The organism is Kluyvera ascorbata ATCC 33433, from assembly GCF_000735365.1.
GTDB classification, from domain to species: domain Bacteria; phylum Pseudomonadota; class Gammaproteobacteria; order Enterobacterales; family Enterobacteriaceae; genus Kluyvera; species Kluyvera ascorbata.
In genome coordinates this window covers 1-21,585 of record NZ_JMPL01000032.1, presented here as the reverse complement: position 1 = coordinate 21,585, position 21,585 = coordinate 1, and the positions used below count along the sequence as shown (strand labels likewise).

Here is a 21,585-nt window from a genome sequence, read left to right as displayed (position 1 = left end):
TTTATTAATTGAACGCATAACTTTACGGCACAGCGCCCATTTTTCCGCCATACTGTCAATAATTGTTGACACTCATCTTCACGCCAGCGAATAAGTGTCTTATTATTCATACGTCTTTGGCTTATAAGGGTGAACACTCCCATGCGTCTTGAAGTCTTTTGTGAGGACCGTCTCGGTCTGACCCGTGAACTGCTCGATCTTCTGGTGCTGCGCGGCATTGACCTGCGCGGTATCGATATCGACCCTGTTGGCCGAATCTACCTTAATTTTGCGGAGCTGGAATTCACCAGCTTCAGCAGCCTGATGGCGGAAATCCGCCGTATCGCGGGCGTGACCGACGTGCGCACCGTACCGTGGATGCCTTCCGAACGTGAACACCTGGCGCTTAGCGCATTGCTGGAAGCGATGCCGGAACCGGTCCTGTCGCTGGACACGCGCAGTAAAATTGAACGCGCTAACCCGGCGAGCTGCCAGCTGTTCGGCATGAGCCAGGACAAGATGCGCAACCACAATGTCGCGCAGCTCATTAGTGGCTTTAACTTCCCGCGCTGGCTGGAAAGCGAGAAGGTGGAACCGCACGCCGAGCATGTGGTGATCCACGGACAAAACTTCCTGCTGGAAGCGACGCCGGTCTACCTGAGCGGCGAGAACGATGCCCGCGTGCTGGCCGGGGCGGTGATTATGCTGCGCTCGACGCTGCGTATGGGCCGTCAGCTGCAAACCATGACCACTCAGGACGTCAGCGCGTTCAGCCAGATTGTGGCGGTGAGCCCGCGTATGCGTCAGGTTGTTGAGCAGGCCCGCAAGCTGGCGTTGCTGACCGCACCGCTGCTGATTGTGGGTGAAACCGGCACCGGTAAAGATCTGCTGGCTCACGCCTGCCACCTGGCGAGCCCACGCGCGGCGAAGCCGTACCTCGCGCTGAACTGCGGTTCGATTCCAGAAGATGCGGTAGAGAGCGAACTGTTTGGCGACGCCTCTGAAGGTAAAAAAGGCTTCTTCGAACAGGCCAACGGCGGCTCGGTGCTGCTGGACGAAATTGGCGAAATGTCGCCGCGCATGCAGACCAAGCTGCTGCGTTTCCTCAACGATGGCACCTTCCGCCGCGTGGGTGAAGATCATGAAGTGCATGTTGATGTCCGCGTTATTTGCGCCACCCAGAAAAATCTGGTGGAGCTGGTACAGAAAGGACTGTTCCGTGAGGATCTCTACTATCGCCTCAATGTGCTGACCCTCAACCTGCCGCCGCTGCGCGATCGTCCGCAGGACATCATGCCGCTGACCGAACTGTTTGTGGCGCGCTTTGCCGACGAGCAGGGGATTTCACGCCCGAAACTTTCCGCTGACCTCAACACTGTGCTCACCCGCTACGGCTGGCCGGGCAACGTTCGCCAGTTGAAGAATGCGGTGTATCGCGCATTGACTCAGCTTGAGGGCTACGAACTCCGTCCTCAGGACGTGCTGCTGCCGGATCACGATGTGTCGAGCGCGGCGGTAGGCGAAGAGGCGATAGAAGGTTCGCTGGATGATATTACCCGTCGCTTTGAGCGCTCGGTGCTGACGCAGCTTTATCGCAGCTATCCAAGCACCCGAAAACTTGCCAAGCGTCTGGGTGTATCGCACACGGCGATTGCCAATAAATTGCGGGAATATGGCCTGAGCAACAAGAAGGGCGAAGAGTGATAAAAAAACAGCCTCTGAAAAGAGGCTGTTTATATTTTGCGGTACGGTGATTACGCTTTCAGCGCAGCCAGTGCCGCATCGTAGTCTGGTTCGTTGGTGATTTCGTTCACCAGCTCGCTGTAAACCACGTTGTCGTTTTCATCGATAACCACAACGGCACGTGCCGCCAGGCCTTTCAGTGCGCCGTCTGCGATGCCTACGCCGTAGGTCTGCAGGAATTCTGGCGCACGCAGGGTGGACAGAGTGACCACGTTGCTCAGGCCTTCAGCGCCGCAGAAGCGAGACTGCGCGAACGGCAGGTCAGCGGAAACGCACAGCACAACGGTGTTGGCCAGTTCGCCAGCCAGTTGATTGAATTTACGCACAGATGCCGCGCAAACGCCGGTATCGATGCTTGGGAAAATGTTCAGAACTTTACGTTTGCCAGTGAACTGGCCCAGGGTGACGTCTGACAGATCTTTTGCCACCAGCGTAAACGGTTGAGCTTTATCGCCCGCCTGTGGGATAGAACCTTGAACAGCAACGGGATTGCCCTGGAAATGTACGGATTGCGACATGATTATCTTCCTGTTTACATATAGTTAACGTCGACCCTAGTGTATGACAACAGGTGTTAACACGGCAAACCCTATTTACGCCTGAATAAAAGGAGTGAAAATGAGAAAGCTACGCGTCTTCGAAGAGGCCTGGCCTCTACATACCGCATTTGTTATTGCTCGCGGTAGCCGCAGTGAAGCCAAAGTGGTGGTGGTCGAGCTGGAACAGGATGGCGTAAAAGGGGTGGGCGAGTGCACGCCGTATCCACGCTATGGCGAAAGCATTGCATCGGTGATGGCGCAAATTATGGCGTTGGGCGAGCAGCTTGAACGCGGATTAACCCGCGAACAGCTGGCGAACCTACTCCCGGCAGGGGCGGCACGCAATGCGGTCGACTGCGCGCTCTGGAGCCTGGAAACTCACCTGTTGAAAAGTGACGTTGTCACACAGTTGGGCGTGCGCCTCCCTGATACGATAACCACCGCCCAAACGGTGGTCATTGGCACCCCAGAGCAAATGGCCGCTAGCGCAAAAGCGCTGTATGAAAGCGGTGCCCGGCTGCTTAAAGTGAAGCTCGATAACCATTTTATCTGTGAACGAATGGTGGCGATTCGCGCCGCCGCGCCGGATGCGACGCTGATAGTTGATGCTAATGAATCCTGGCATGGTGACGGCTTAGCGGCGCGTTGCCAGCTGCTGGCTGATTTAAACGTCGCCATGCTCGAACAACCTCTGCCGGTGGGCGAAGATGACGCGCTCAGCCACTTTATCCATCCGCTACCGATTTGCGCTGATGAAAGCTGTCATACCCGCGAAGATTTACCTGTTCTACGCGAACGCTACGAGATGGTGAACATTAAGCTCGATAAAACCGGCGGTCTGACCGAAGCGCTGGCGCTGGCTGCCGAAGCCAAGGCGCAGGGTTTCGCGCTCATGCTCGGCTGCATGCTTTGTACCTCTCGCGCCATTGAAGCTGCGCTGCCGCTGGCACCGCAGGTGCGTTTTGCTGACCTTGATGGCCCGACCTGGCTTGCCGCCGATGCCGAACCGGCGCTGCATTTTACCTGCGGTGAACTTCACTTGTGATGCGTTGACTGCCAGTGCAGCAGCGCGGTCATCGCCGCGAGATATTTCTCGCTCGCTTCGTCGGAAGAGATGGGCGGGAACTCGGCGGTGATGCAGTGCAGACCGATATCGGCACACCAGCTCCCAAATGACCCCGGGGTTTCATAACCCACGCTGCTGACCAGCGGCAGGCTGAACGCTTCGGCAAGCCATTGGCCCAGCTCGCTGTGGCGGTTGTCCTCAATGCAGGCCAGCGGGTCGTGGAAAGAGACAACCCATGCAGGATTTATCTGGTGGATAAGCTGACACAGCGCGCGGCTTTCCGGCTCGGAGCCGGGGCGGCTACCGGTCAGTAACACCACGTCGCGTTGCTCGGCGGCGCTGTTCCAGCGATAGACCGTTTCGCCTTCCTTCCAGTTTGCCGAGGGGAAGTTACGGTTCAAATCCACGCCGTTCGCATTGGCGCGAAGCCCGAGCTGACAGCCGTCCGGGTTAACCGCCAGCACCACGTGATGACGACGAAGATCCGTCGCCAGCGTGCGCATCGCGCAGGAAAGGGTGACGACCGACGAGTTTTCGTCGCCATGCGTGCCAGCAATGATTAAACCGCTCTGCGGGCCGGCTAGCGGGGCAGGAAACCAGATTAAAGGGGCTCCAAGCAGCGAGCGTCCATAATGTTGTGTTCCCGGCGGGAACGCGCCGCGCTGGGCGCGAGGGCGAGTAACTGACATACGCGGAGTCCTGATACGCAAGGGGGATATTGAGCAGTGTTGTGCAAAACCCGCCGCGAATCAAATAGTTTCCCTGATAGATATTGCCGGGGATATATCAAGTTTATGTGACATGATGTTTGCAATTAACGCGACTGAAACAAATAATATTTTCATCAAGTTGTGTGGGTTTACCTATTTTAAGGGGATGTCATGAAGTTACCGTTCACCTTGACCTGTTGTGCAGCCTTGCTTTCAGGTCTGAGTACTCTCGCCGTTGCGGCCGACGTTCCCGCCGGAACGGTGCTGGCGAAGCAGCAAACGCTGGTTCGTCACATTAAAGATGAACCCGCTTCACTGGACCCCGCAAAAGCGGTGGGGTTGCCTGAAATCCAGGTGATTCGCGATCTGTTCGAAGGGCTGGTTAACCAGGATGCCAACGGCAACATTATTCCTGGGGTCGCCACGCGCTGGCAAACCAACGACCAGCGGATCTGGACCTTTACCCTGCGTAACGACGCGAAATGGTCAGACGGTACGCCGGTCACCGCGCAGGACTTTGTCTATAGCTGGCAACGACTGGTAGACCCAAATACCACATCACCGTTCGCCTGGTTTGCCGCGCTGGCGGGCATTAACAATGCCCAGAATATTATCGATGGTAAAGCCAAGCCGGACACGCTGGGCGTGACGGCGGTAGATGCGCACACCCTGCGCGTGCAGTTGGACAAACCGCTGCCGTGGTTTGTGAATCTGACCGCTAACTTCTCGCTGTTCCCGGTGAATAAAGCCAACGTCGAAAGTGATAAAAACTGGACGCGTCCGGGCAAGCTGGTGGGTAATGGGGCTTATGTACTGGCCGACCGCGTGGTCAACGAGAAGCTGGTTGCGGTGCCGAATAAGTATTATTGGGACAACGCTAAAACGGTTATTCAGAAAGTGACTTTCATCCCTATCAATCAGGAGTCGTCCGCGACGAAGCGCTACCTGGCAGGCGATATTGATATCACAGAATCTTTCCCGAAAAACCAGTATCAGAAGCTGCTCAAGGAGCTGCCGGGGCAGGTTTACACGCCTGCGCAACTGGGGACGTATTACTACGCCTTTAACACCCAAAAAGGGCCAACAGCCGATGCGCGCGTCCGTCTGGCGCTGAGTATGAGCATCGACCGCCGAATTATTGCCGAGAAAGTGTTAGGCACGGGCGAGAAACCGGCATGGCGCTTTACGCCAGATGTGACCGCGGGCTTTAAGCCACAGGACTCTGAGATGGCGCACGCGAGCCAGGCTGAGCTGAATGCACAGGCGAAAATGCTGCTGCAGGCGGCAGGCTACGGCCCGAATCGTCCGCTGAAGCTGACGCTGCTCTATAACACCTCCGAGAATCACCAGAAGATAGCGATTGCCGTGGCGTCGATGTGGAAGAAAAACCTCGGCGTTGAGGTGAAGCTGCAAAACCAGGAGTGGAAAACCTATATCGATAGTCGTAACACCGGTAATTTCGACGTAATCCGCGCATCCTGGGTGGGTGACTATAACGAGCCGTCAACCTTCCTGTCGCTGCTGACCTCGACCAATACCGGCAATATTTCACGCTTCAGTGACCCGGCCTACGATAAGGTTGTCCGTCAGGCGACGCTGGAAAATACCGCTGAAGCCCGAAATGCGGACTATAACGTTGCGGAAAAAATTCTGGCCGAGAAAGCGCCGATTGCGCCTATCTATCAGTACACCAACGGGCGTTTGATTAAGCCGTGGGTAAAAGGATACCCGATCACCAATCCGGAAGATGTGGCGTATACGCATACGATGTATATCGTGAAGCACTAGTTGAATACAGGTGCCTGATAGCTTCAATGAATCCCATCTAAAATCAGAGCTGGCGCGGATTGTAGCGTCAGTTTCTCTCTTTAACCTTTGTTAACCACTATAGGTAAAAGTAATAAGGTTGAGTGGCATCATCGCATTGACCTATCTAAGGATTGCGATGTCTCTAACGTAGATAATCTGAATGCATTGACATCTAAACGTTATATAGAGGTTCGTGAAGGTAATTAAGATGACGAAAAAAAAACTAGCAGATTATACAGAGCAAGAGTTCCTACATTTTATTGATAAAATTAAGAAAGTAGACTTTCCTACCGAGTCTGAACATGATGAGGCTGTGTATGCGTTCAGTCAGTTAACTGAGCATCCTGATGGTTGGGATCTTATTTATCACCCGGAACCGGGGGCTGATAATTCAGCTGCAGGTGTTACCAAAACAGTTAAAGAATGGCGAGCTGCTAATGGTAAGCCTGGTTTTAAGGTCGGTTAACTCAAACACGGTTAATTTTCATAGGTTCTCGGACATCCACCTATCAATGGCTTTGTCGCTATCTATCCGAGGGCCTGAACCGCGGCTCAGCGACGCCGAAGGGGTAGGCTCCGTCTGGAACATTCACTAATGGTCACGCTGTTGGCGCGAATGCCGTCCGGCTATTTGTCGTTAACGGTTGAAAGCATCACTCCTTTAGTAAACGGCGGAAGTAACGCCGCTTCATCAGCCTACATCCAGTGTTTAATCGTAAAAATGGTAATCTATAACCCTATTAATGGTTGGACTTTCCAGCGGCAGAGTCTTATCTTGAGAATAAACATAAGAGGTTATCATCATGAAAGACGTAGTTGATAAATGCAGTACCAAAGGGTGTGCCATTGATATTGGTACCATCATTGAGAATGATAATTGTACCGCTGAGATCGAACGATTTTTCCCGACGGAAAATGAAGCTGAACTGGCGGTCGCGAAAATTAAGAAACTGGCTGCTGCAGCGGCGTCCGATGAAGACGCAAAGGTTGTTTATCACATCACGCACGTTGATAACGACGTGAAGCTCAATGCGTCGGTGACGTTCTCTTGCCAGGCGGAAATGATTATTTTTGAATTATCATTGAGATCGGCATTCTGAGTATGGGTTCGTTACTGACGAACATGGCCGACGTCCAGTGGGAGGTTTTGGCTGTATAGGCTGCTGAAACCTACTCGCATGGGGGAGGGGCTAAGTACCTTCCATCATGCGTTGTGAACGTTGACCACATATCCCTGCTCGGACCAATACTGAAGCAGTTCCGTCTGTCTGATGGACGCCGTTTTTCCGGTCCAGACGTATAGCGTTTGGCCCGGGAACAGCTCTGGACGCGGCGACGAGACAAATTCAGGTATCACCGTAAGATGTAATCCTTGCAAAGATAAACGCCACGCTTCAAGCCAGAGGCCGATTCTGTCCTCGATGTCCCATGCCATTATCAATGCTTCCTTACCGGATTTTCGGCGAGATTCATTGAGCGATGCTGCTACCAGCTCCGTTAAAATGCCGTCAAACATGCCCGATAACATTTTGCCCGTCTGATTATCTAACGTGAGACGCTGGCGGACAGGATTGATAATGTTATCAATCAGTTCAGGTACCGTGTGCTCGCGCCTTAGCGTCACCAGCTTTGCCCGAAGCTTTGCCGGGGAGGCTAATCTGAGTACGGCCATCAGGTTTTCTTGCAAGGCGTTGCAGTCGTCAGCGGGAACGGGCTTTTCCGCCTCCAGCAGCGCTTTAATTTTCCCGACCGATGTGCCGCCTTTAATCAACGCTTTAATTTCTTCAATGCGCTGAATATCTTCTTCATCAAAAAGACGGTGCCCACCCTCAGTACGCTGAGGCTTAAGAAGACCATAACGCCTTTGCCACGCCCGCAGTGTGACCGGATTTATCCCGCATCTCTCGGCAACTTCGCCAATGCTATAACTTGACATATTTCCCCTATAAGCACTGTCCGGATGAAGGCGGTGTTAAGCGACCATTAAGTCTCTTTAAGATACAGTACTGAGTTAAATATTTACTCAATACCCGGAGAGGGATCAAACTCTCAGGGCATCTTTCGGAATCTATTCCCTTATTAAGCGAACGTTGCGCCGTTAAATCGCGGCATTATACCTTTTTTTCCGGCCAAGCAATGCTTGGGATTCTATTGCAATCGGGTGATGAGAAAAGCGCACCCTGAAAGTGCTCGATGCCTGCGGACTCAAGCCACATCCACTCTTCTGCCAGCATGATGCCATCAGCGGAGAGCCGGATTTCGAGGGAGGAGCAGCATTTGATAATGGCATGGATAATGGCCTGACGTGGACCGCTTTTGTGGACTTCTGTAATCAGGTCCTGACTGATTTTTATGCGATCGGGCTGGAAACGAGCCAGCAGCTGTAAACCAGCAAAACCTGCGCCAAAATGATCGATAGCAACGCTTATGCCTGAGGCTTTAAGCCCTTTGACGGCGCCGGCGAATTCATCAAAGCGTGAGATGACTTCGTTCTCAGTGAACTGAACCTCAATCTGTTCCGGAACCAGGCCATTTGCGGCTATTTCAGTGAGCAGGAAATCTACTGCACCAGGTACATTGACCAGCGTCATGGGCATCAGGCTCACGGAAAGCACGCCAGAACCCGCCAGAAGTTTGGCTCCTGTGGCAAAAGCGGCTTTTTTGGCCATCAGATCAGTTTGATAGATGTCGTCGCTAGACGAATCTGGGGCGGAGGACGTCGGAGCAGGGCCGCGCGTTCGCGCCTCTAGCGAGACAATTTCTCTGGACAGCGGGTCGATCAGTGGTTGAAAGCAAATCTCTTCTGCCGCGTCAGAGGGGGCGGCATTATCGTCTTGGGCATCGGCGATAAAATCCCAGCTGTCGGCGGGGGGGATTTCGTACACGCCGTCCTTTCCGTCCGTCAGCACGAACGTTCTGACAAACTGCAGCGCGCGATCGCTGTAGGTTAACTGATACCGGCTTGTCCCCTTGTCCAGTACCGCCTGTAACACATCATCCTGACCGTGTTTACGTAAATCAAAAAGCTCCATACCGGCTTTGCCAAAGCGGCGGGCCGGAGCATAGTCACACATCAGCTCTACGACATTGTAATGTCGAACGTCTTTGCAGATCTGTTGGTAAATCGTTTTGACGGTGTTTTCTGGCCCTTCTAAGAGTTGGAAGAAGTGAAGACCATTAAACAGCAGAATTCCGGTAATGCTTTCATGCTCATTCCTGACGTTGGCCGCAGCAACCATCGTTTCGACGTCCCTGAAAGGAACGGTATCGCATAAACGACTGCGGTAGATAAGTGTGGTGAGCATAGGTTGTCCAGTGACAAGGTGGGGGAAGGGAGAGGCTAACAGATCATCGTTGTAAATGCTTATCAATAAACATTATTTTTACAAAATATTAACCTTGATGAGTGATTTTATCCAGGGTCGTACAGGTTTTTTTGAGGGGCACTCTTTTTGTACAGCATCACGCGTAAGTTAAAAATAAACCTACTCATTTAACTAATTGATTAACAATGAAAAGCACTTTTTGCTAATTATTTTGTAATCATTCTGTACACATTTTTTGTATAAGTTTGCTAAGTTTAGTTAACCAAAGCATTACCCCCTGCCAATAACCGGAGAGAAAATGCAGAGATCACTTCCAGGCGCAGATTCGGCCGCTGCGATTACACGCTACTTTGCTAAGGCGGAGTTACCGACACAGCACCTTATTCTTGGTGAGATAGTGGCTGAAATTTTAAATGATGGGCGCAGCCTGAATCGTAAAGCGATTTGCACAAAACTGCTCTCACGTCTTGATAAAGCACAAAATACCGAAGAGGAAGCGCACTGCAACCGTTTGATTGGAATGCTGTTTGACTAAGCCATTTCTGAAAGACCGGAAATAAAAGTAAGACACTTATGCTATGAAGACGCTAATGAAAACGCAGTTGCGTAATGAGCTTATCGGGCAGGCCATACTGGCGCTCCTTGTCCAGAAAAGCCCGATATCTGAACGCACGCTGCTCAAGCAGTTACGGAATATACAAACTTTGGCGCCTGACCCTGTACGCCAGGAGGCCCTGCAGGAGTTGATCGCCGAATTATCCGTTAGGGTAAAAAAGGTCACTTCAGACGCCGTTAAGGTGACGCGGGAAAACGATAGTGAAGTCAGAAAATCGCAATCTGGTGACGAAAAGAGACGTGCCGATATTTTGCACAACACACACAAACTACATTAATTTACCTCTCAGGAAAAAGAATCATGCAGACTCAACCTATTATCGCCTCGCTGTCTGACAAAACGCTCGAAAACTTCTTCTCCCGCTCCGGTGAGGCGATGGCTGAGGAAGCCAAACTCTTAGGCGATGTGGCTCAGGAGATGCTGGCTGTCGGTATGCCATTGACTAATAAGAACCTGATTATTTGTCTTATTAAATCTCTCGATTGCGCCGAAGGGGTCGTTCAGGCGGATATTATTCGCAAGACATTAGAAATTGTAGTGAGCCATACCTCCGATGACTTTTAACCTCCTGTTCGCAAAATAGCGGAGAGTCGCTTTATCAACAGAGCAGGTAGCACAAATGAAAAATGCTATTCCTGATAAATACATTTTCAGCTGCGAGCTTTTCAGAAATGTGGAAAGAAGCGCAATAGCTGATTTTGGTTCCTCTGACATTGACGGTATCAAGGCTGTCATTATTAAAAAAATGGCGAAAGAGCGAAATACCATACTTTTCGATCTCTACTAGCAAATTTTAATAAAAATGACGCAGCATGATGTCGTCATAAAATAAAAAATGTAATGTAATAAATATCCGGAGCCTAAAATGAAGCGAGTGAAAACAGCAGATATCTGGATCAGTGATATTTACCTACAGCGTGGGCTTGAGACCCTACTTGAGACGTCGTTCTCAGCGCCAGCACGTAAACGCTTTGTCTTTTTTACCATCGAAAACTATTATGATGTTAAGGCACAAAATTATGATTTATCCACCCACCGTCTGGTGTTGCTGACGCAGGGGGATATGTATTATTTTCTCAGTGATTTCAAAATGTTTAGGCTTCACGCGCGCTGCGATCTTTCTACCTTGCAACGATCCATTAAAGACATTGCCTCGGATGTAGAGAAGGTCAGGAAAAGACCTGAGAAAATAGTGCTAACTGCTAGGGACAAGGTTTTTCTGGATCAATTCAGTGCCGGCAAAAGCGTACAAGAAATTGCGCTCTTAAATAAAATCCATTACAAGACCGTCTATCAAAACCGCCAAAAATTAATCACTAAATTAGGATGCACCAATCTGGTCAACTTCTTTAGAACGTTGAAAAGCGATGTGTTCAAAACGTGGGTAGTTTCAGCATAGCAAACGGTGACGCTAACCATACTGCCAATTAATCACATTTTTCACGATATCTCCTAATATTGATATCGTGCGAAATGTGATTCCTTCGTTATACTCAATAAATTATTGCCGTTATGCATTAATACATTAACGCTTTTTGGGAGTAAAGGACAATGGTCAACCCCACGTTATTACAATGCTTTCATTGGTATTACCCTGACGGCGGTGAGCTGTGGCGAGAAGCTGAAAGTCTTGCCCCGCACCTTAATGAGATAGGTATCAATATGATTTGGCTGCCTCCGGCATATAAGGGGGCGTCCGGCGGATACTCAGTAGGCTATGACAGCTACGATTTATTTGACCTTGGTGAGTTTAACCAAAAAGGTTCTGTGCCTACCAAATATGGCGATAAAGCGCAGTTACTCTCCGCCGTTTCCGCATTGAAAAAGCACGATATTGCGGTATTGATGGATGTGGTGCTGAACCACAAAATGGGGGCGGATGAGAAAGAACGTATCCAGGTTCAGCGCGTTAATGAGCAAGACCGCACGCAGATAGATGAAGAGGTGATTGAATGCGAAGCCTGGTCTAAGTACACCTATCCCGCGCGCGCCGGGCAATATTCTCAATTCATCTGGGATCATAAATGCTTTAACGGTATTGACCACATCGAAAATCCAGATGAAAACGGCGTTTTTAAAATCGTTAATGATTATAGCGGTGAGGGCTGGAACGATCAGGTTGATGACGAGATGGGTAACTTTGATTACCTGATGGGCGCTAACACTGATTTTCGCAATCACGCGGTAACCGAAGAACTGAAGTTCTGGGCTCGTTGGATGTTGGAGCAAACGCAGTGTGACGGTTTTCGTCTTGATGCGGTAAAACACATTCCGGCCTGGTTCTATAAAGAGTGGATCGGGCATGTGCAGGAGGTCGCGCCAAAACCGCTGTTTATTGTGGCGGAATACTGGTCACACGACGTCGATAAACTGCAGCATTATATTAACCAGGTTGATGGTCAGACGCTTTTGTTTGATGCGCCGCTGCAAATGCACTTCCACGAGGCCTCTCGTCAAGGGAGAGACTACAATCTGAGCCAGATTTTCACCGGTACCCTTGTTGAAGCGGATCCTTTCCATGCCGTTACGCTGGTGGCCAATCACGACACTCAACCGCTTCAGGCTCTGGAAGCCCCGGTTGAATCCTGGTTTAAGCCGCTGGCGTACGCCTTAATTCTGTTACGCGAGAATGGGGTGCCGTCGGTGTTTTATCCCGATCTTTTTGGTGCCACTTATGAAGACACCGGTCGTGACGGCAACTCGTATCCTATCGAGATGCCGGTCATTCACCAGTTACATGAGCTGATTGATGCGCGTCAGCGTTTCGCGCATGGAGTCCAGACCCTATTTTTCGATCACCCCAACTGCATTGCGTTTAGCCGCAGCGGCACTCAAGATGCACCGGGCTGCGTCGTGGTGATGTCCAACGGTGATGATGGGGAAAAAACGATGGCGCTGGGTGAAAACTACGGCAATAAAAACTGGAAAGATTTCCTCAATAACCGTGAAGAGACGGTGACGACCGATGAGACTGGCACCGGTATCTTTACCTGCAATGGTGGAAGCGTCAGCGTGTGGGTGATGGAGGAGGTGCTGTAAATCTCGCGTTGTATTTTTAAAACTCCACGAAATGAACTATATCGTGGAATACTAAGACGGTGAATATAAAGTGAGGCGGTAAAAAATACTTCCTGGTATTTAGGGTGACAGATATTGCAGGGGAGGAGATATATATAACTAGATACTGTCACTCTCATACTTAGGTACCTGAAAAGGAACACGCTTTCATTGATGAATTTTTTGCATAAGCCAAATCTGTTATTGCCGCTAATCAAGGTGATTTTTATAGCTTAGTATTGGGTTTTACCATGATAGAGGCCATACCGTGGAATACTCCGTTCTCAGTAACAATCTCAAAATGCCGATGGTCGGTTTTGGTGTTTTTAAGGTAACCGATAAAGAAGAGTGTAAGCAGTCAGTGCTAAGCGCTATTCGCACGGGCTATCGCCTCATTGATACCGCTGCCGTTTATGGTAACGAAGATGCCGTGGGTGATGCCGTTCGTGAAGCTATTGCGCAAGGGTTGTGTTCCCGCGAGGAGCTGTTTATCACCTCCAAGCTGTGGGTGCAGGATATGGCTAGCTACGATACGGCCAAAGCGGGTATTGAGGCGTCGCTGAAAAAATCAGGGTTACAGTATTTTGATCTCTACTTATTGCATCAGGCGATGCGCGACTATTTCAGCGCCTGGCGCGCGCTGGAAGATGCGTATGATGCTGGTAAGCTCAAAGCCATTGGCGTGTCGAATTTTTACGCGCACGTATTAACCAATTTCTGTGAAACCGTCAGAATTAAACCCATGGTAAATCAGGTTGAACTGCATCCCTACTTTGCGCAGCCTGAAGCGCTCGAGACCATGAAGCGGTATAACGTCCAGCCAGAGGCCTGGGCACCGTTGGGTGGTGGGCGGCATAAACCGTATGAAGATAAAATGCTGCAAGGTATCGCCGACGCTCATCATAAAACCATCGCCCAGGTCATCCTGCGCTGGAACGTGCAGCGTGGCGTTACGGTCATCCCGAAATCGACGAAGCAAGCACGCATTGAAGAGAATTTTGCCATCTGGGATTTTGCATTGACCGATAACGACATGGCGCAAATCAGCGCGCTGGATTTAGGCTACGTGGGGGAAGCGGTGAAGCATTTTAATCCTGAATTTGTTCGCAGCTGCCTGAGCGTTAAGACTCACGGTTGATTCTGGCGTCGACGGTACCCCTCACCCTAACCCTCTCCCCGGAGGGGCGAGGGGACCGATAGGTGCAGCGCCATCAGGCGCAGGTTAACGCAATAGCTCGGCAAATTTCGCCAGCCACTGCGGATGCGCAGGCCACGCCGGCGCCGTCACCAGATTGCCATCGACATACGCCTCATCAATACCGATTTGTGCAAATTCTCCACCGCTTAGCCGTACTTCAGGCGCACAGGCCGGGTAGGCGCTACAGGTTCGACCCTTCAAAACTCCAGCGGCTGCCAGCAGCTGCGGGCCGTGGCAAACGGCGGCAATGGGCTTGTTCGCCGCATCAAAGGCCTGTACCAGCTTGATAACCGACTCATATAAGCGCAAATATTCTGGCGCGCGTCCGCCGGGGATCACCAGCGCATCATAATTTGCTTCGTTCACGCTGGCAAAATCGGCGTTGAGCACAAAACGGTGACCGGGTTTCTCGCTGTAGGTCTGAGCGCCGTCAAAATCATGAATGGCCGTCATGATGTAGTCACCTTTCGGTTTGTCCGGGCAAACCGCATCCACCTGATGACCAATCATCTGCAGCGCCTGAAAGGGCACCATCGTTTCATAATCTTCCGCGTAATCACCTACCAGCATCAGTATTTTTTTGCCTGTCATAACCCATCCTCGTTGAGTAAATATGTCTAAGATATAGCCTGTCTATAGTGGCTTTGCGACCCGCAAACCGCGCGCTGCGTCACGGATATGGTGATGAATGGTGAAGTGGGGGCTGCGGAAAAGAGCAGCCCCATTTTCACTCAGGCGCCGAATCCGCCGTCGATGGTGTGCATGGCGCCGGTCACAAAAGAGGCCTCCGGACCCGCAAGCCAGGCGGCCATGGCGGCGACCTCCTCCGGTCGGCCGTGTCGTTTAATTGCCATAAAGCTGTGCATCACCTCTTTCAGCGGGCCGTCTTCCGGGTTGGCATCTGTATCAATCGGCCCCGGCTGGATGACATTCACGGTTATCCCCAGCGGACCGAAATCGCGCGCCAGGCCGCGTGCCAGTCCCTGTAAAGCGGATTTACTGACGGCATAGGCGGCGAGGCCAGGAAGGGGCATGCGATCGCCGTTTACTGAACCGATGACGATGATGCGCCCCCCTTCGGGCATGCTACGCGCGGCTTCCACGGCAGCATGGTAGGGCGCATGAATGTTGATGCGAAACAGACGGTCGACCTCGTCGCTGTTCTGTTCCAGCGCATCGCCGAAGAGAATGATCCCGGCGTTAATCACCAGAATATCCAGCGGCCCGCAGTCGTGAACAAGTTTGATGACGGCATCACGGTCGGCGCTGTCTGCCTGGACTGCGGTACTGCCCGTTTCTGTTGCTAGCTGTTCTGCTGCTTCTCGCGAGCCGGCGTAGCTGAACACTACCGATGCGCCATCGGCGCAAAATCGTCGGACAATGGCCGCGCCGATACCGCGGCTCCCACCAAGAACCAGTACGGATTTGTTGTGAAATGTCGTCATCAATACACCCTCATGCTCGTGTCGAAACGATGAACATCTACCGGGCAGATGCTCCTGCCAGCAAGGAGTATAGTTCTGCGCGGAGGTGGCGGCGGTGGCTTTCGCGTTACTGTGCAGATGCCGTGATAGAAACGATGGGATTGCGCAGTGAGAACGGTGAACCGACGACGTAGAGGGGAGAGTCCAGGCCAGCGAGTATCAATCTTATACGCTGGCCTATCTTGGGGATGGGGAGCGCTAGCGCTTCGTACTGGCCCGTAGCTGTAACGTTGAAGGCAGCTCAATGGTTTTTTCCGGCGGATTGCCCGCCAGTAAATCGAGCAGCGTCTGCCCGGCCAGCGTCCCGGTTTCACTCCATGGGAACTCAACTGCAGTGAGCGCAGGTGAGCATACGGCTGCCAGCGTGCCGCCGCTCAGACTTGCTACGGCCAGCGTATCGGGTACTTTTACGCCCGCACCGTGGCAGGCCATAATGCAGCCACAGGCAATTTCATCAGACGTACAAATCAGCGCATCCAGTTCCGGCCAGGTGATACGAATATCGCCCAGCAGGTTTAAACCTGTCGTAATGCCTGGTGGCAGGTGCGACGTCACCACGCGGTGCGGGGAGTGGTTAATTGAGAGCATGGCGCTGTTCCAGCCGCTCAGCACCTGGCGGAACATAATGTTATTGGACGCGGTACAGAGCAGGCCAATATTTTTATAGCCACTTTTCGCAAGCGAAGTTACCAGCTTTTTAATGGCCGCGGCGTAGTCAACGCCGATGCTAACCCAACTGGCATCGCGGTTAATCGCGCCAATTTCAACCACCGGCACGCCGGTATTAATAAGCATCTGCGAACAGCTACTGATGTTATCAATATTGAACTGGACAATCGCCGCCGGGTTATAGGCGAGCATCTGCGCAAACGCTTTTTCTTCGCTCTGGCCACCCTGTCCTGACTCAATAAACATCATGCTGAAGCCCTGTGTAGACAGTACGGTCTGCAGCGTTTCGGAGACGGCAAGAAAACCGGGAGAAGAGAAGGTGGGTACGACGCCCATGACCAGGCTGGAGTCGGCAGAGGCGAGGTTACGCGCCTGCAAGTTTGGCACATAGCCTAATTCGCTCACTGCGGCTTCAATGCGGGTGCGCAGCTCTGGGTTTACTTTTTCAGGCATTCGTAACGCACGCGAAACGGTCATCGTGCTAACACCGACCAGTTTTGCCACTTCGGCAAGGGTAATCTTACCGGTGTTTTTTCTGCGTTTTTCTCTCGCACCGTCATCCGTTTGTAGCGTCTGCACTGATGTCCTCCTTCAGCTTGTCTGGGCACCCATTGTAATAGATGTTTAGCGTTTTGCGCATTGCCCAACTGCAAAGTAATGATAAGTATGAGTAATAAAGTTAGCGTTAACAAGAATTTTAACATTGTTATCGTGTTAGCGCTAACTTTGCGATGTGGATCACGGTAAGCCGCGAAGGCATTCCACTATAGTAGGCCCACTTTCAACGCTCTCGGGGTATTTATGATTACGACCTGGCTACCTGCGGAAAATATCCAGATAGTGGATTCGGTAAACGACTGGAAACAGGCTATTACGTTGTCGGCACAACCTTTGTTGGCGAAAGGTGCGATCACTGAAGATTATATTATCGCGATTTTTAACAGCCATCAGGAGCTCGGCCCTTATTATGTCTTAGCGCCCGGTCTGGCAATGCCACACGCCCGTCCAGAGCAGGGGGCGATTAAAAATGGTTTGTCGCTTTTACATATTAAACAAGGTGTCTCTTTTGATGCCGATGAGAATGATCCTATCTATGTTGTGATTATGCTGTGTGCGCTTTCAGGAGAAGAACACATCAATATGATCACGGCACTGGCAGAAATTTTTAGTGATGATGAACGGCTAGCAGCGCTGCTGGAAGCGTCATCAATGGAAGCAATTCAAAGCGTTATCAACGGATAGTGAGGTTAAGATGAAAAAGGTTCTGATTGTTTGCGGTAATGGTTTAGGCAGCAGCTTCATTGTTGAAATGAACGTTAAAAAAATCCTCAAAGAGTTGAATAAAGACGCAGAGGTTTCTCATACTGACCTCACGTCGGCGAAAAGCGAAACTGCCGACATTATCCTTAGCGCGAAAGATATTGCTGAACATCTGTCCAGCCATTCCGCAAAGGTTTTTGGACTGTCTAATCTGCTGGACAATAATAAAATTAAAGAAATTCTCTCTGAGAATATCTGATTAATTATTTGCGGCCCTACGGAGCTATTCTATGCTGCAGTTTATTATTCATGATGTGTTGGGTACGCCAGCAATTCTGGTAGGTCTGTTTTCCCTGATTGGCTTATTCTTGCAGAAGAAAGCATTTTCCGATGTTATTTCCGGAACCCTCAAAACAATTATGGGTTTTGTGATATTAACATCCGGTGCGGCGATTATCGCTACTACTTTAACCACCTTTAGCCAGCTGTTTGAGTATTCGTTCCATATTCAGGGCGTGGTGCCAAATACTGACGCCATGGCGGCGTTGGCGCAGAAAAACTACGGTACTGCGACGGCGATGATCATGGTGCTGGGGATGCTGTTTAACATCGTTCTCGCCCGTATTACGCCGCTGAAGTACATCTTCCTGACCGGGCACCACACGCTTTATATGTCGGCGATGCTGGCCGTTATTCTCTCCGTCGGCGGCTTGTCGCCGTTCTGGGTCGTGCTGGTTGGCGCGGTGATCCTCGGCATCATGATGGTGGTCTCTCCGGCCATTCTGCAGCCGTTCACCCGTAAAATCACCGGCACCGATGACCTCGCGCTGGGCCATTTTGGCTCAACCGGCTATCTGCTGTCAGCGTGGGTGGGGAAGGTTGTTGGTAAGGGCAGCCCGTCGATTGAAGAGCTGAAGGTTCCGAAGTCGCTGAACTTCCTGCGTGACTCGTCGGTTGCTATCTCACTGACGATGATGATTCTGTTCGTGATTCTGGTGCTGGTGGCCGGTAAAACGTTCGTTGAAACCAGCGTTAGCGGCGGCCAGAACTTCATTATCTTCGCCATTATTCAGTCGCTGACCTTTGCTGCCGGCGTGTGGATTATCCTGGCGGGCGTACGCATGATTATTGCCGAAATCGTCCCTGCCTTTAAAGGTATCGCTGACAAACTGGTGAAAGACGCTAAACCGGCGCTGGACTGTCCAACGGTCTTCCCGTTCGCACCAAACGCCGTGATTGTCGGCTTCCTGTCGAGCTTTGCCGCAGGTCTGGTGAGCATGTTCCTGTGCCCACTGTTTGGCTTAAGCGTCATCGTTCCAGGTCTGGTACCGCACTTCTTCTGCGGCGCAACGGCGGGCGTTTACGGCAACATCTGCGGCGGTCGACGCGGGGCAATTATCGGGGCCTTCGCTCAGGGTCTGTTGATTTCGTTCTTACCGGCCATTTTACTGCCGCTGATGGGTGATTTGGGCTTTGCATCCACCACCTTTGGCGATGCGGACTTCGGCGTGGTGGGCATTATTCTTGGGCACGTCGTGGCGCTCTTTAACTAATTGATTCTTGTGAGGTGAGGTATGGCGGCTAAATTTTCGCCTTCGTTGATGTGTATGGATTTAACACAGTTCAGGGAGCAAATCACGGCCATGAACGGCCGGGCAGACTTCTACCACGTCGATATTATGGACGGTAGCTACGTGAAGAATATTACGCTGTCGCCGTTCTTTATCGAAAACCTGAAAAAGATAACCGACGTGCCGATTGACGTGCATCTGATGGTTAACCATCCGGAAGACATTATTCCGATGTGTATTGATGCCGGTGCCGACATCATTAGTTTCCACCCGGAGACAGCGAATAACAAAATCTTCCGTCTGCTAAACCAGATTAAAGATGCCGGTCGTCGCTGCGGCGTGGTGCTGAACCCGGCAACCCCGGCGGACGCCATCAAAGAGTACGCGCATCTGCTGGATAAAGTGACGGTGATGTCGGTTGACCCAGGCTACGCGGGGCAGAAGTTTATCCCGGAATCGCTCAACAAAATCAAACAGCTGATTGCGATGCGTGAAGCGAATGGGTACCACTACCTGACCGAGATTGACGGCTCCTGCAACGAAAAAACCTTCAACGTCATTTCCCAGTCCGGGGTCGATGTGTTCATCGTCGGCACTTCAGGCCTGTTCTCGCTCGCGGAAAACGTCAGCGATGCCTGGGATAAAATGATGGATATCTACCAGCGCGAAGTCGCTGCCTAAAATTGCAGCGCGCTCAGCCGTATTGAGCATTAGCGATGCGCAAAGAGTCTATTTAACCGGTCCCGTCTCTTTGCGCACCCGCCTGATTATTACGGTTGAGGGCGCTGTAACCTCTTTCTCTCTGGAGTTCCCCTCATGATAACTCGTCGCACGCTTGCGAATGCTTTGCGCATGCTTTCTGTTGATGGCGTACAAAAATCGAATTCCGGTCACCCGGGTGCCCCTATGGGTATGGCTGACATTGCCGAAGTCCTGTGGCGTGATTTTCTGAACCATAACCCGCAGAACCCGTCCTGGGCTGACCGTGACCGCTTTGTGCTGTCTAACGGTCACGGCTCCATGCTGATTTACAGCCTGCTGCACCTCACCGGCTACGACCTGCCGATGGAAGAACTGAAGAACTTCCGTCAGCTGCACTCCAAAACCCCAGGTCACCCGGAAGTGGGTTACACCGCAGGTGTTGAAACCACCACTGGCCCACTGGGTCAGGGCATCGCGAACGCTGTCGGTATGGCTATCGCAGAAAAAACGCTGGCGGCGCAGTTCAACCGTCCTGGTCACGACATCGTTGACCACTTCACCTATGCGTTCATGGGCGACGGCTGCATGATGGAAGGCATTTCTCACGAAGTGTGCTCCCTGGCCGGTACCCTGAAACTGGGCAAACTGATTGCGTTCTACGATGACAACGGCATCTCCATCGACGGCCACGTTGAAGGCTGGTTCACCGATGACACCGCTAAGCGTTTCGAAGCCTACCACTGGCACGTGATCCGCGGCATCGATGGCCACGATCCAGAAGCGATTAAACGCGCAGTAGAAGAAGCGCGTAAAGTCACCGACAAGCCATCCCTGCTGATGTGCAAAACCGTTATCGGTTTCGGTTCACCAAACAAAGCGGGTACTCACGACTCCCACGGCGCACCGCTGGGCGAAGCCGAAGTGGCGCTGACCCGCGAAAAACTGGGCTGGAAATACGGTCCGTTTGAAATCCCGGCTGACATCTACGCGCAGTGGGATGCGAAAGCTGCAGGCCAGGCGAAAGAAGCCGCCTGGAACGACAAGTTTGCCGCTTACGCGAAAGCCTTCCCACAGGAAGCAGCAGAGTTCACCCGTCGTATGAAAGGTGACATGCCGTCTGATTTCGACGCGAAAGCGAACGAATTCATCGCGAAGCTGCAGGCTAACCCGGCGAAAATCGCCAGCCGTAAAGCGTCCCAGAATGCCATCGAAGCCTTTGGCCCTCTGCTGCCGGAATTCCTCGGCGGCTCCGCTGACCTGGCACCGTCTAACCTGACCATCTGGTCCGGCTCTAAAGCGATTAACGAAGACACCGCGGGTAACTACATCCATTACGGCGTGCGTGAATTCGGTATGACCGCGATTGCCAACGGTATCTCGCTGCACGGTGGTTTCCTGCCGTACACCTCTACCTTCCTGATGTTCGTGGAATATGCCCGTAACGCGGTACGTATGGCCGCGCTGATGAAGAAACGTCAGGTAATGGTCTACACCCACGACTCCATCGGTCTGGGCGAAGATGGCCCGACTCACCAGCCGGTAGAGCAGATTGCGTCCCTGCGCGTGACCCCGAACATGAGCACCTGGCGCCCATGTGACCAGGTTGAATCCGCGATTGCGTGGAAATACGGCGTAGAGCGTCACGACGGCCCGACCGCGCTGATCCTCTCCCGTCAGAACCTGGCGCAGCAGGAACGTACCGAAGCGCAGCTGGCGAACGTGGCCCGTGGTGGTTACGTGCTGAAAGACAGCGATGGTCAGCCGCAAATCATCCTGATTGCGACCGGTTCCGAAGTTGAGCTGGCGGTAGCCGCGTACGAAAAACTGACCGCTGAAGGCGTGAAGGCGCGCGTGGT

At 51.9% G+C, this 21,585-nt stretch carries 24 protein-coding genes; 17 read left to right on the top strand and 7 right to left on the bottom strand.

Features of this window, described 5'->3' with window-relative positions; genetic code table 11:
* Positions 1 to 141: 141 nt before the first annotated feature.
* Positions 142 to 1,683 carry a transcriptional regulator TyrR gene (tyrR, locus tag GKAS_RS10165; RefSeq protein WP_035894043.1) on the top strand — a complete coding sequence of 514 codons (1,542 nt, stop codon included), beginning with the start codon at positions 142 to 144 and terminating at the stop codon, positions 1,681 to 1,683.
* 50 nt (positions 1,684 to 1,733) lie between these two features.
* Here the strand turns inward: tyrR and tpx are convergent, their stop codons facing one another.
* Positions 1,734 to 2,240, bottom strand: a complete 507-nt coding sequence (gene tpx, locus GKAS_RS10160) for a thiol peroxidase (protein ID WP_035894041.1) — start codon at positions 2,238 to 2,240, stop codon at positions 1,734 to 1,736.
* Between the two features lie 100 nt (positions 2,241 to 2,340).
* Here tpx and ycjG point away from each other — a divergent pair, with 100 nt between their 5' ends.
* A complete protein-coding gene (ycjG, locus tag GKAS_RS10155; RefSeq protein WP_035894039.1) occupies positions 2,341 to 3,306 on the top strand; it encodes an L-Ala-D/L-Glu epimerase in 966 nt (321 codons plus the stop codon).
* Here ycjG and mpaA read toward each other — a convergent pair.
* On the bottom strand, positions 3,297 to 4,016 hold the full coding sequence (mpaA, locus tag GKAS_RS10150) for a murein tripeptide amidase MpaA (RefSeq protein WP_035894037.1): 720 nt from the start codon (positions 4,014 to 4,016) through the stop codon (positions 3,297 to 3,299). The genes ycjG and mpaA overlap by 10 nt on opposite strands.
* 192 nt (positions 4,017 to 4,208) lie before the next feature.
* Between mpaA and GKAS_RS10145 the strand changes: the two genes are divergently transcribed.
* The 3 genes from GKAS_RS10145 (at position 4,209) to GKAS_RS10135 (ending at position 6,946) form a co-directional block, all read left to right on the top strand.
* Positions 4,209 to 5,825, top strand: coding sequence for a peptide ABC transporter substrate-binding protein (locus tag GKAS_RS10145; RefSeq protein WP_035894035.1), 1,617 nt, complete (start codon positions 4,209 to 4,211; stop codon positions 5,823 to 5,825).
* 229 nt (positions 5,826 to 6,054) lie between these two features.
* A complete protein-coding gene (locus GKAS_RS10140) occupies positions 6,055 to 6,312 on the top strand; it encodes a bacteriocin immunity protein (protein ID WP_035894034.1) in 258 nt (85 codons plus the stop codon).
* A 337-nt stretch (positions 6,313 to 6,649) separates the two neighbouring features.
* Positions 6,650 to 6,946 (top strand): DUF406 domain-containing protein, encoded by a 297-nt coding sequence (locus GKAS_RS10135; protein WP_035894032.1) that lies wholly within the window; start codon positions 6,650 to 6,652, stop codon positions 6,944 to 6,946.
* 104 nt (positions 6,947 to 7,050) lie between these two features.
* On the opposite strand, the gene GKAS_RS10130 is transcribed toward GKAS_RS10135, so the two are convergent.
* Both GKAS_RS10130 and GKAS_RS10125 read right to left on the bottom strand, forming a co-directional pair.
* Complete coding sequence (locus GKAS_RS10130) at positions 7,051 to 7,782, bottom strand: MerR family transcriptional regulator (protein ID WP_035894029.1); 732 nt, start codon at positions 7,780 to 7,782, stop codon at positions 7,051 to 7,053.
* A gap of 175 nt (positions 7,783 to 7,957) precedes the next feature.
* Complete coding sequence (locus tag GKAS_RS10125) at positions 7,958 to 9,151, bottom strand: diguanylate phosphodiesterase (RefSeq protein ID WP_035894027.1); 1,194 nt, start codon at positions 9,149 to 9,151, stop codon at positions 7,958 to 7,960.
* 319 nt (positions 9,152 to 9,470) lie between these two features.
* On the opposite strand from GKAS_RS10125, the gene ycgZ reads away from it, so the two are divergent.
* The 7 genes from ycgZ (at position 9,471) to GKAS_RS10095 (ending at position 13,983) form a co-directional block, all read left to right on the top strand.
* Positions 9,471 to 9,707, top strand: a complete 237-nt coding sequence (gene ycgZ, locus GKAS_RS10120) for a regulatory protein YcgZ (RefSeq protein ID WP_035894025.1) — start codon at positions 9,471 to 9,473, stop codon at positions 9,705 to 9,707.
* Between the two features lie 55 nt (positions 9,708 to 9,762).
* On the top strand, positions 9,763 to 10,065 hold the full coding sequence (locus GKAS_RS23450) for a hypothetical protein (RefSeq protein ID WP_147281558.1): 303 nt from the start codon (positions 9,763 to 9,765) through the stop codon (positions 10,063 to 10,065).
* A gap of 23 nt (positions 10,066 to 10,088) precedes the next feature.
* Entirely contained in the window at positions 10,089 to 10,352 is a 264-nt protein-coding gene (locus tag GKAS_RS10110) for a biofilm development regulator YmgB/AriR family protein (protein WP_035894024.1), read from the top strand.
* Between the two features lie 55 nt (positions 10,353 to 10,407).
* A complete protein-coding gene (locus GKAS_RS24825; RefSeq protein ID WP_156105149.1) occupies positions 10,408 to 10,575 on the top strand; it encodes a hypothetical protein in 168 nt (55 codons plus the stop codon).
* A gap of 78 nt (positions 10,576 to 10,653) precedes the next feature.
* The gene (locus GKAS_RS10105) at positions 10,654 to 11,187 is read left to right on the top strand and encodes a LuxR C-terminal-related transcriptional regulator (RefSeq protein ID WP_035894023.1); all 534 of its coding nucleotides are present in this window, start codon (positions 10,654 to 10,656) and stop codon (positions 11,185 to 11,187) included.
* Positions 11,188 to 11,339: 152 nt separating this feature from the next.
* Positions 11,340 to 12,827 (top strand): alpha-amylase, encoded by a 1,488-nt coding sequence (amyA, locus tag GKAS_RS10100; protein WP_035894022.1) that lies wholly within the window; start codon positions 11,340 to 11,342, stop codon positions 12,825 to 12,827.
* A gap of 286 nt (positions 12,828 to 13,113) precedes the next feature.
* Positions 13,114 to 13,983, top strand: a complete 870-nt coding sequence (locus tag GKAS_RS10095) for an aldo/keto reductase (RefSeq protein ID WP_035894020.1) — start codon at positions 13,114 to 13,116, stop codon at positions 13,981 to 13,983.
* 84 nt (positions 13,984 to 14,067) lie between these two features.
* Here the strand turns inward: GKAS_RS10095 and GKAS_RS10090 are convergent, their stop codons facing one another.
* The 3 genes from GKAS_RS10090 to GKAS_RS10080 all read right to left on the bottom strand — a co-directional run bounded on the left by GKAS_RS10090 (position 14,068) and on the right by GKAS_RS10080 (position 16,775).
* Positions 14,068 to 14,634: a DJ-1/PfpI family protein gene (locus GKAS_RS10090; RefSeq protein WP_035894018.1), complete on the bottom strand. Its 567-nt coding sequence runs from the start codon at positions 14,632 to 14,634 to the stop codon at positions 14,068 to 14,070.
* 140 nt (positions 14,635 to 14,774) lie between these two features.
* Positions 14,775 to 15,488, bottom strand: a complete 714-nt coding sequence (gene bdcA / locus GKAS_RS10085) for an SDR family oxidoreductase (protein WP_035894016.1) — start codon at positions 15,486 to 15,488, stop codon at positions 14,775 to 14,777.
* A gap of 237 nt (positions 15,489 to 15,725) precedes the next feature.
* Positions 15,726 to 16,775 (bottom strand): LacI family DNA-binding transcriptional regulator, encoded by a 1,050-nt coding sequence (locus GKAS_RS10080; RefSeq protein ID WP_035894013.1) that lies wholly within the window; start codon positions 16,773 to 16,775, stop codon positions 15,726 to 15,728.
* Between the two features lie 222 nt (positions 16,776 to 16,997).
* On the opposite strand from GKAS_RS10080, the gene GKAS_RS10075 reads away from it, so the two are divergent.
* The 5 genes from GKAS_RS10075 to tkt form a co-directional block, all read left to right on the top strand.
* A complete protein-coding gene (locus GKAS_RS10075) occupies positions 16,998 to 17,438 on the top strand; it encodes a PTS sugar transporter subunit IIA (protein WP_035894011.1) in 441 nt (146 codons plus the stop codon).
* Positions 17,439 to 17,448: 10 nt separating this feature from the next.
* Complete coding sequence (locus tag GKAS_RS10070) at positions 17,449 to 17,715, top strand: PTS sugar transporter subunit IIB (RefSeq protein WP_035894009.1); 267 nt, start codon at positions 17,449 to 17,451, stop codon at positions 17,713 to 17,715.
* Positions 17,716 to 17,746: 31 nt separating this feature from the next.
* The gene (ulaA, locus tag GKAS_RS10065; protein WP_035894007.1) at positions 17,747 to 19,009 is read left to right on the top strand and encodes a PTS ascorbate transporter subunit IIC; all 1,263 of its coding nucleotides are present in this window, start codon (positions 17,747 to 17,749) and stop codon (positions 19,007 to 19,009) included.
* Between the two features lie 21 nt (positions 19,010 to 19,030).
* On the top strand, positions 19,031 to 19,708 hold the full coding sequence (gene alsE, locus GKAS_RS10060) for a D-allulose 6-phosphate 3-epimerase (protein ID WP_035894005.1): 678 nt from the start codon (positions 19,031 to 19,033) through the stop codon (positions 19,706 to 19,708).
* 135 nt (positions 19,709 to 19,843) lie between these two features.
* Positions 19,844 to 21,585, top strand: a 1,742-nt coding sequence (tkt, locus tag GKAS_RS10055; RefSeq protein ID WP_035894003.1) for a transketolase, incomplete at its 3' end; no start/stop codon positions are given.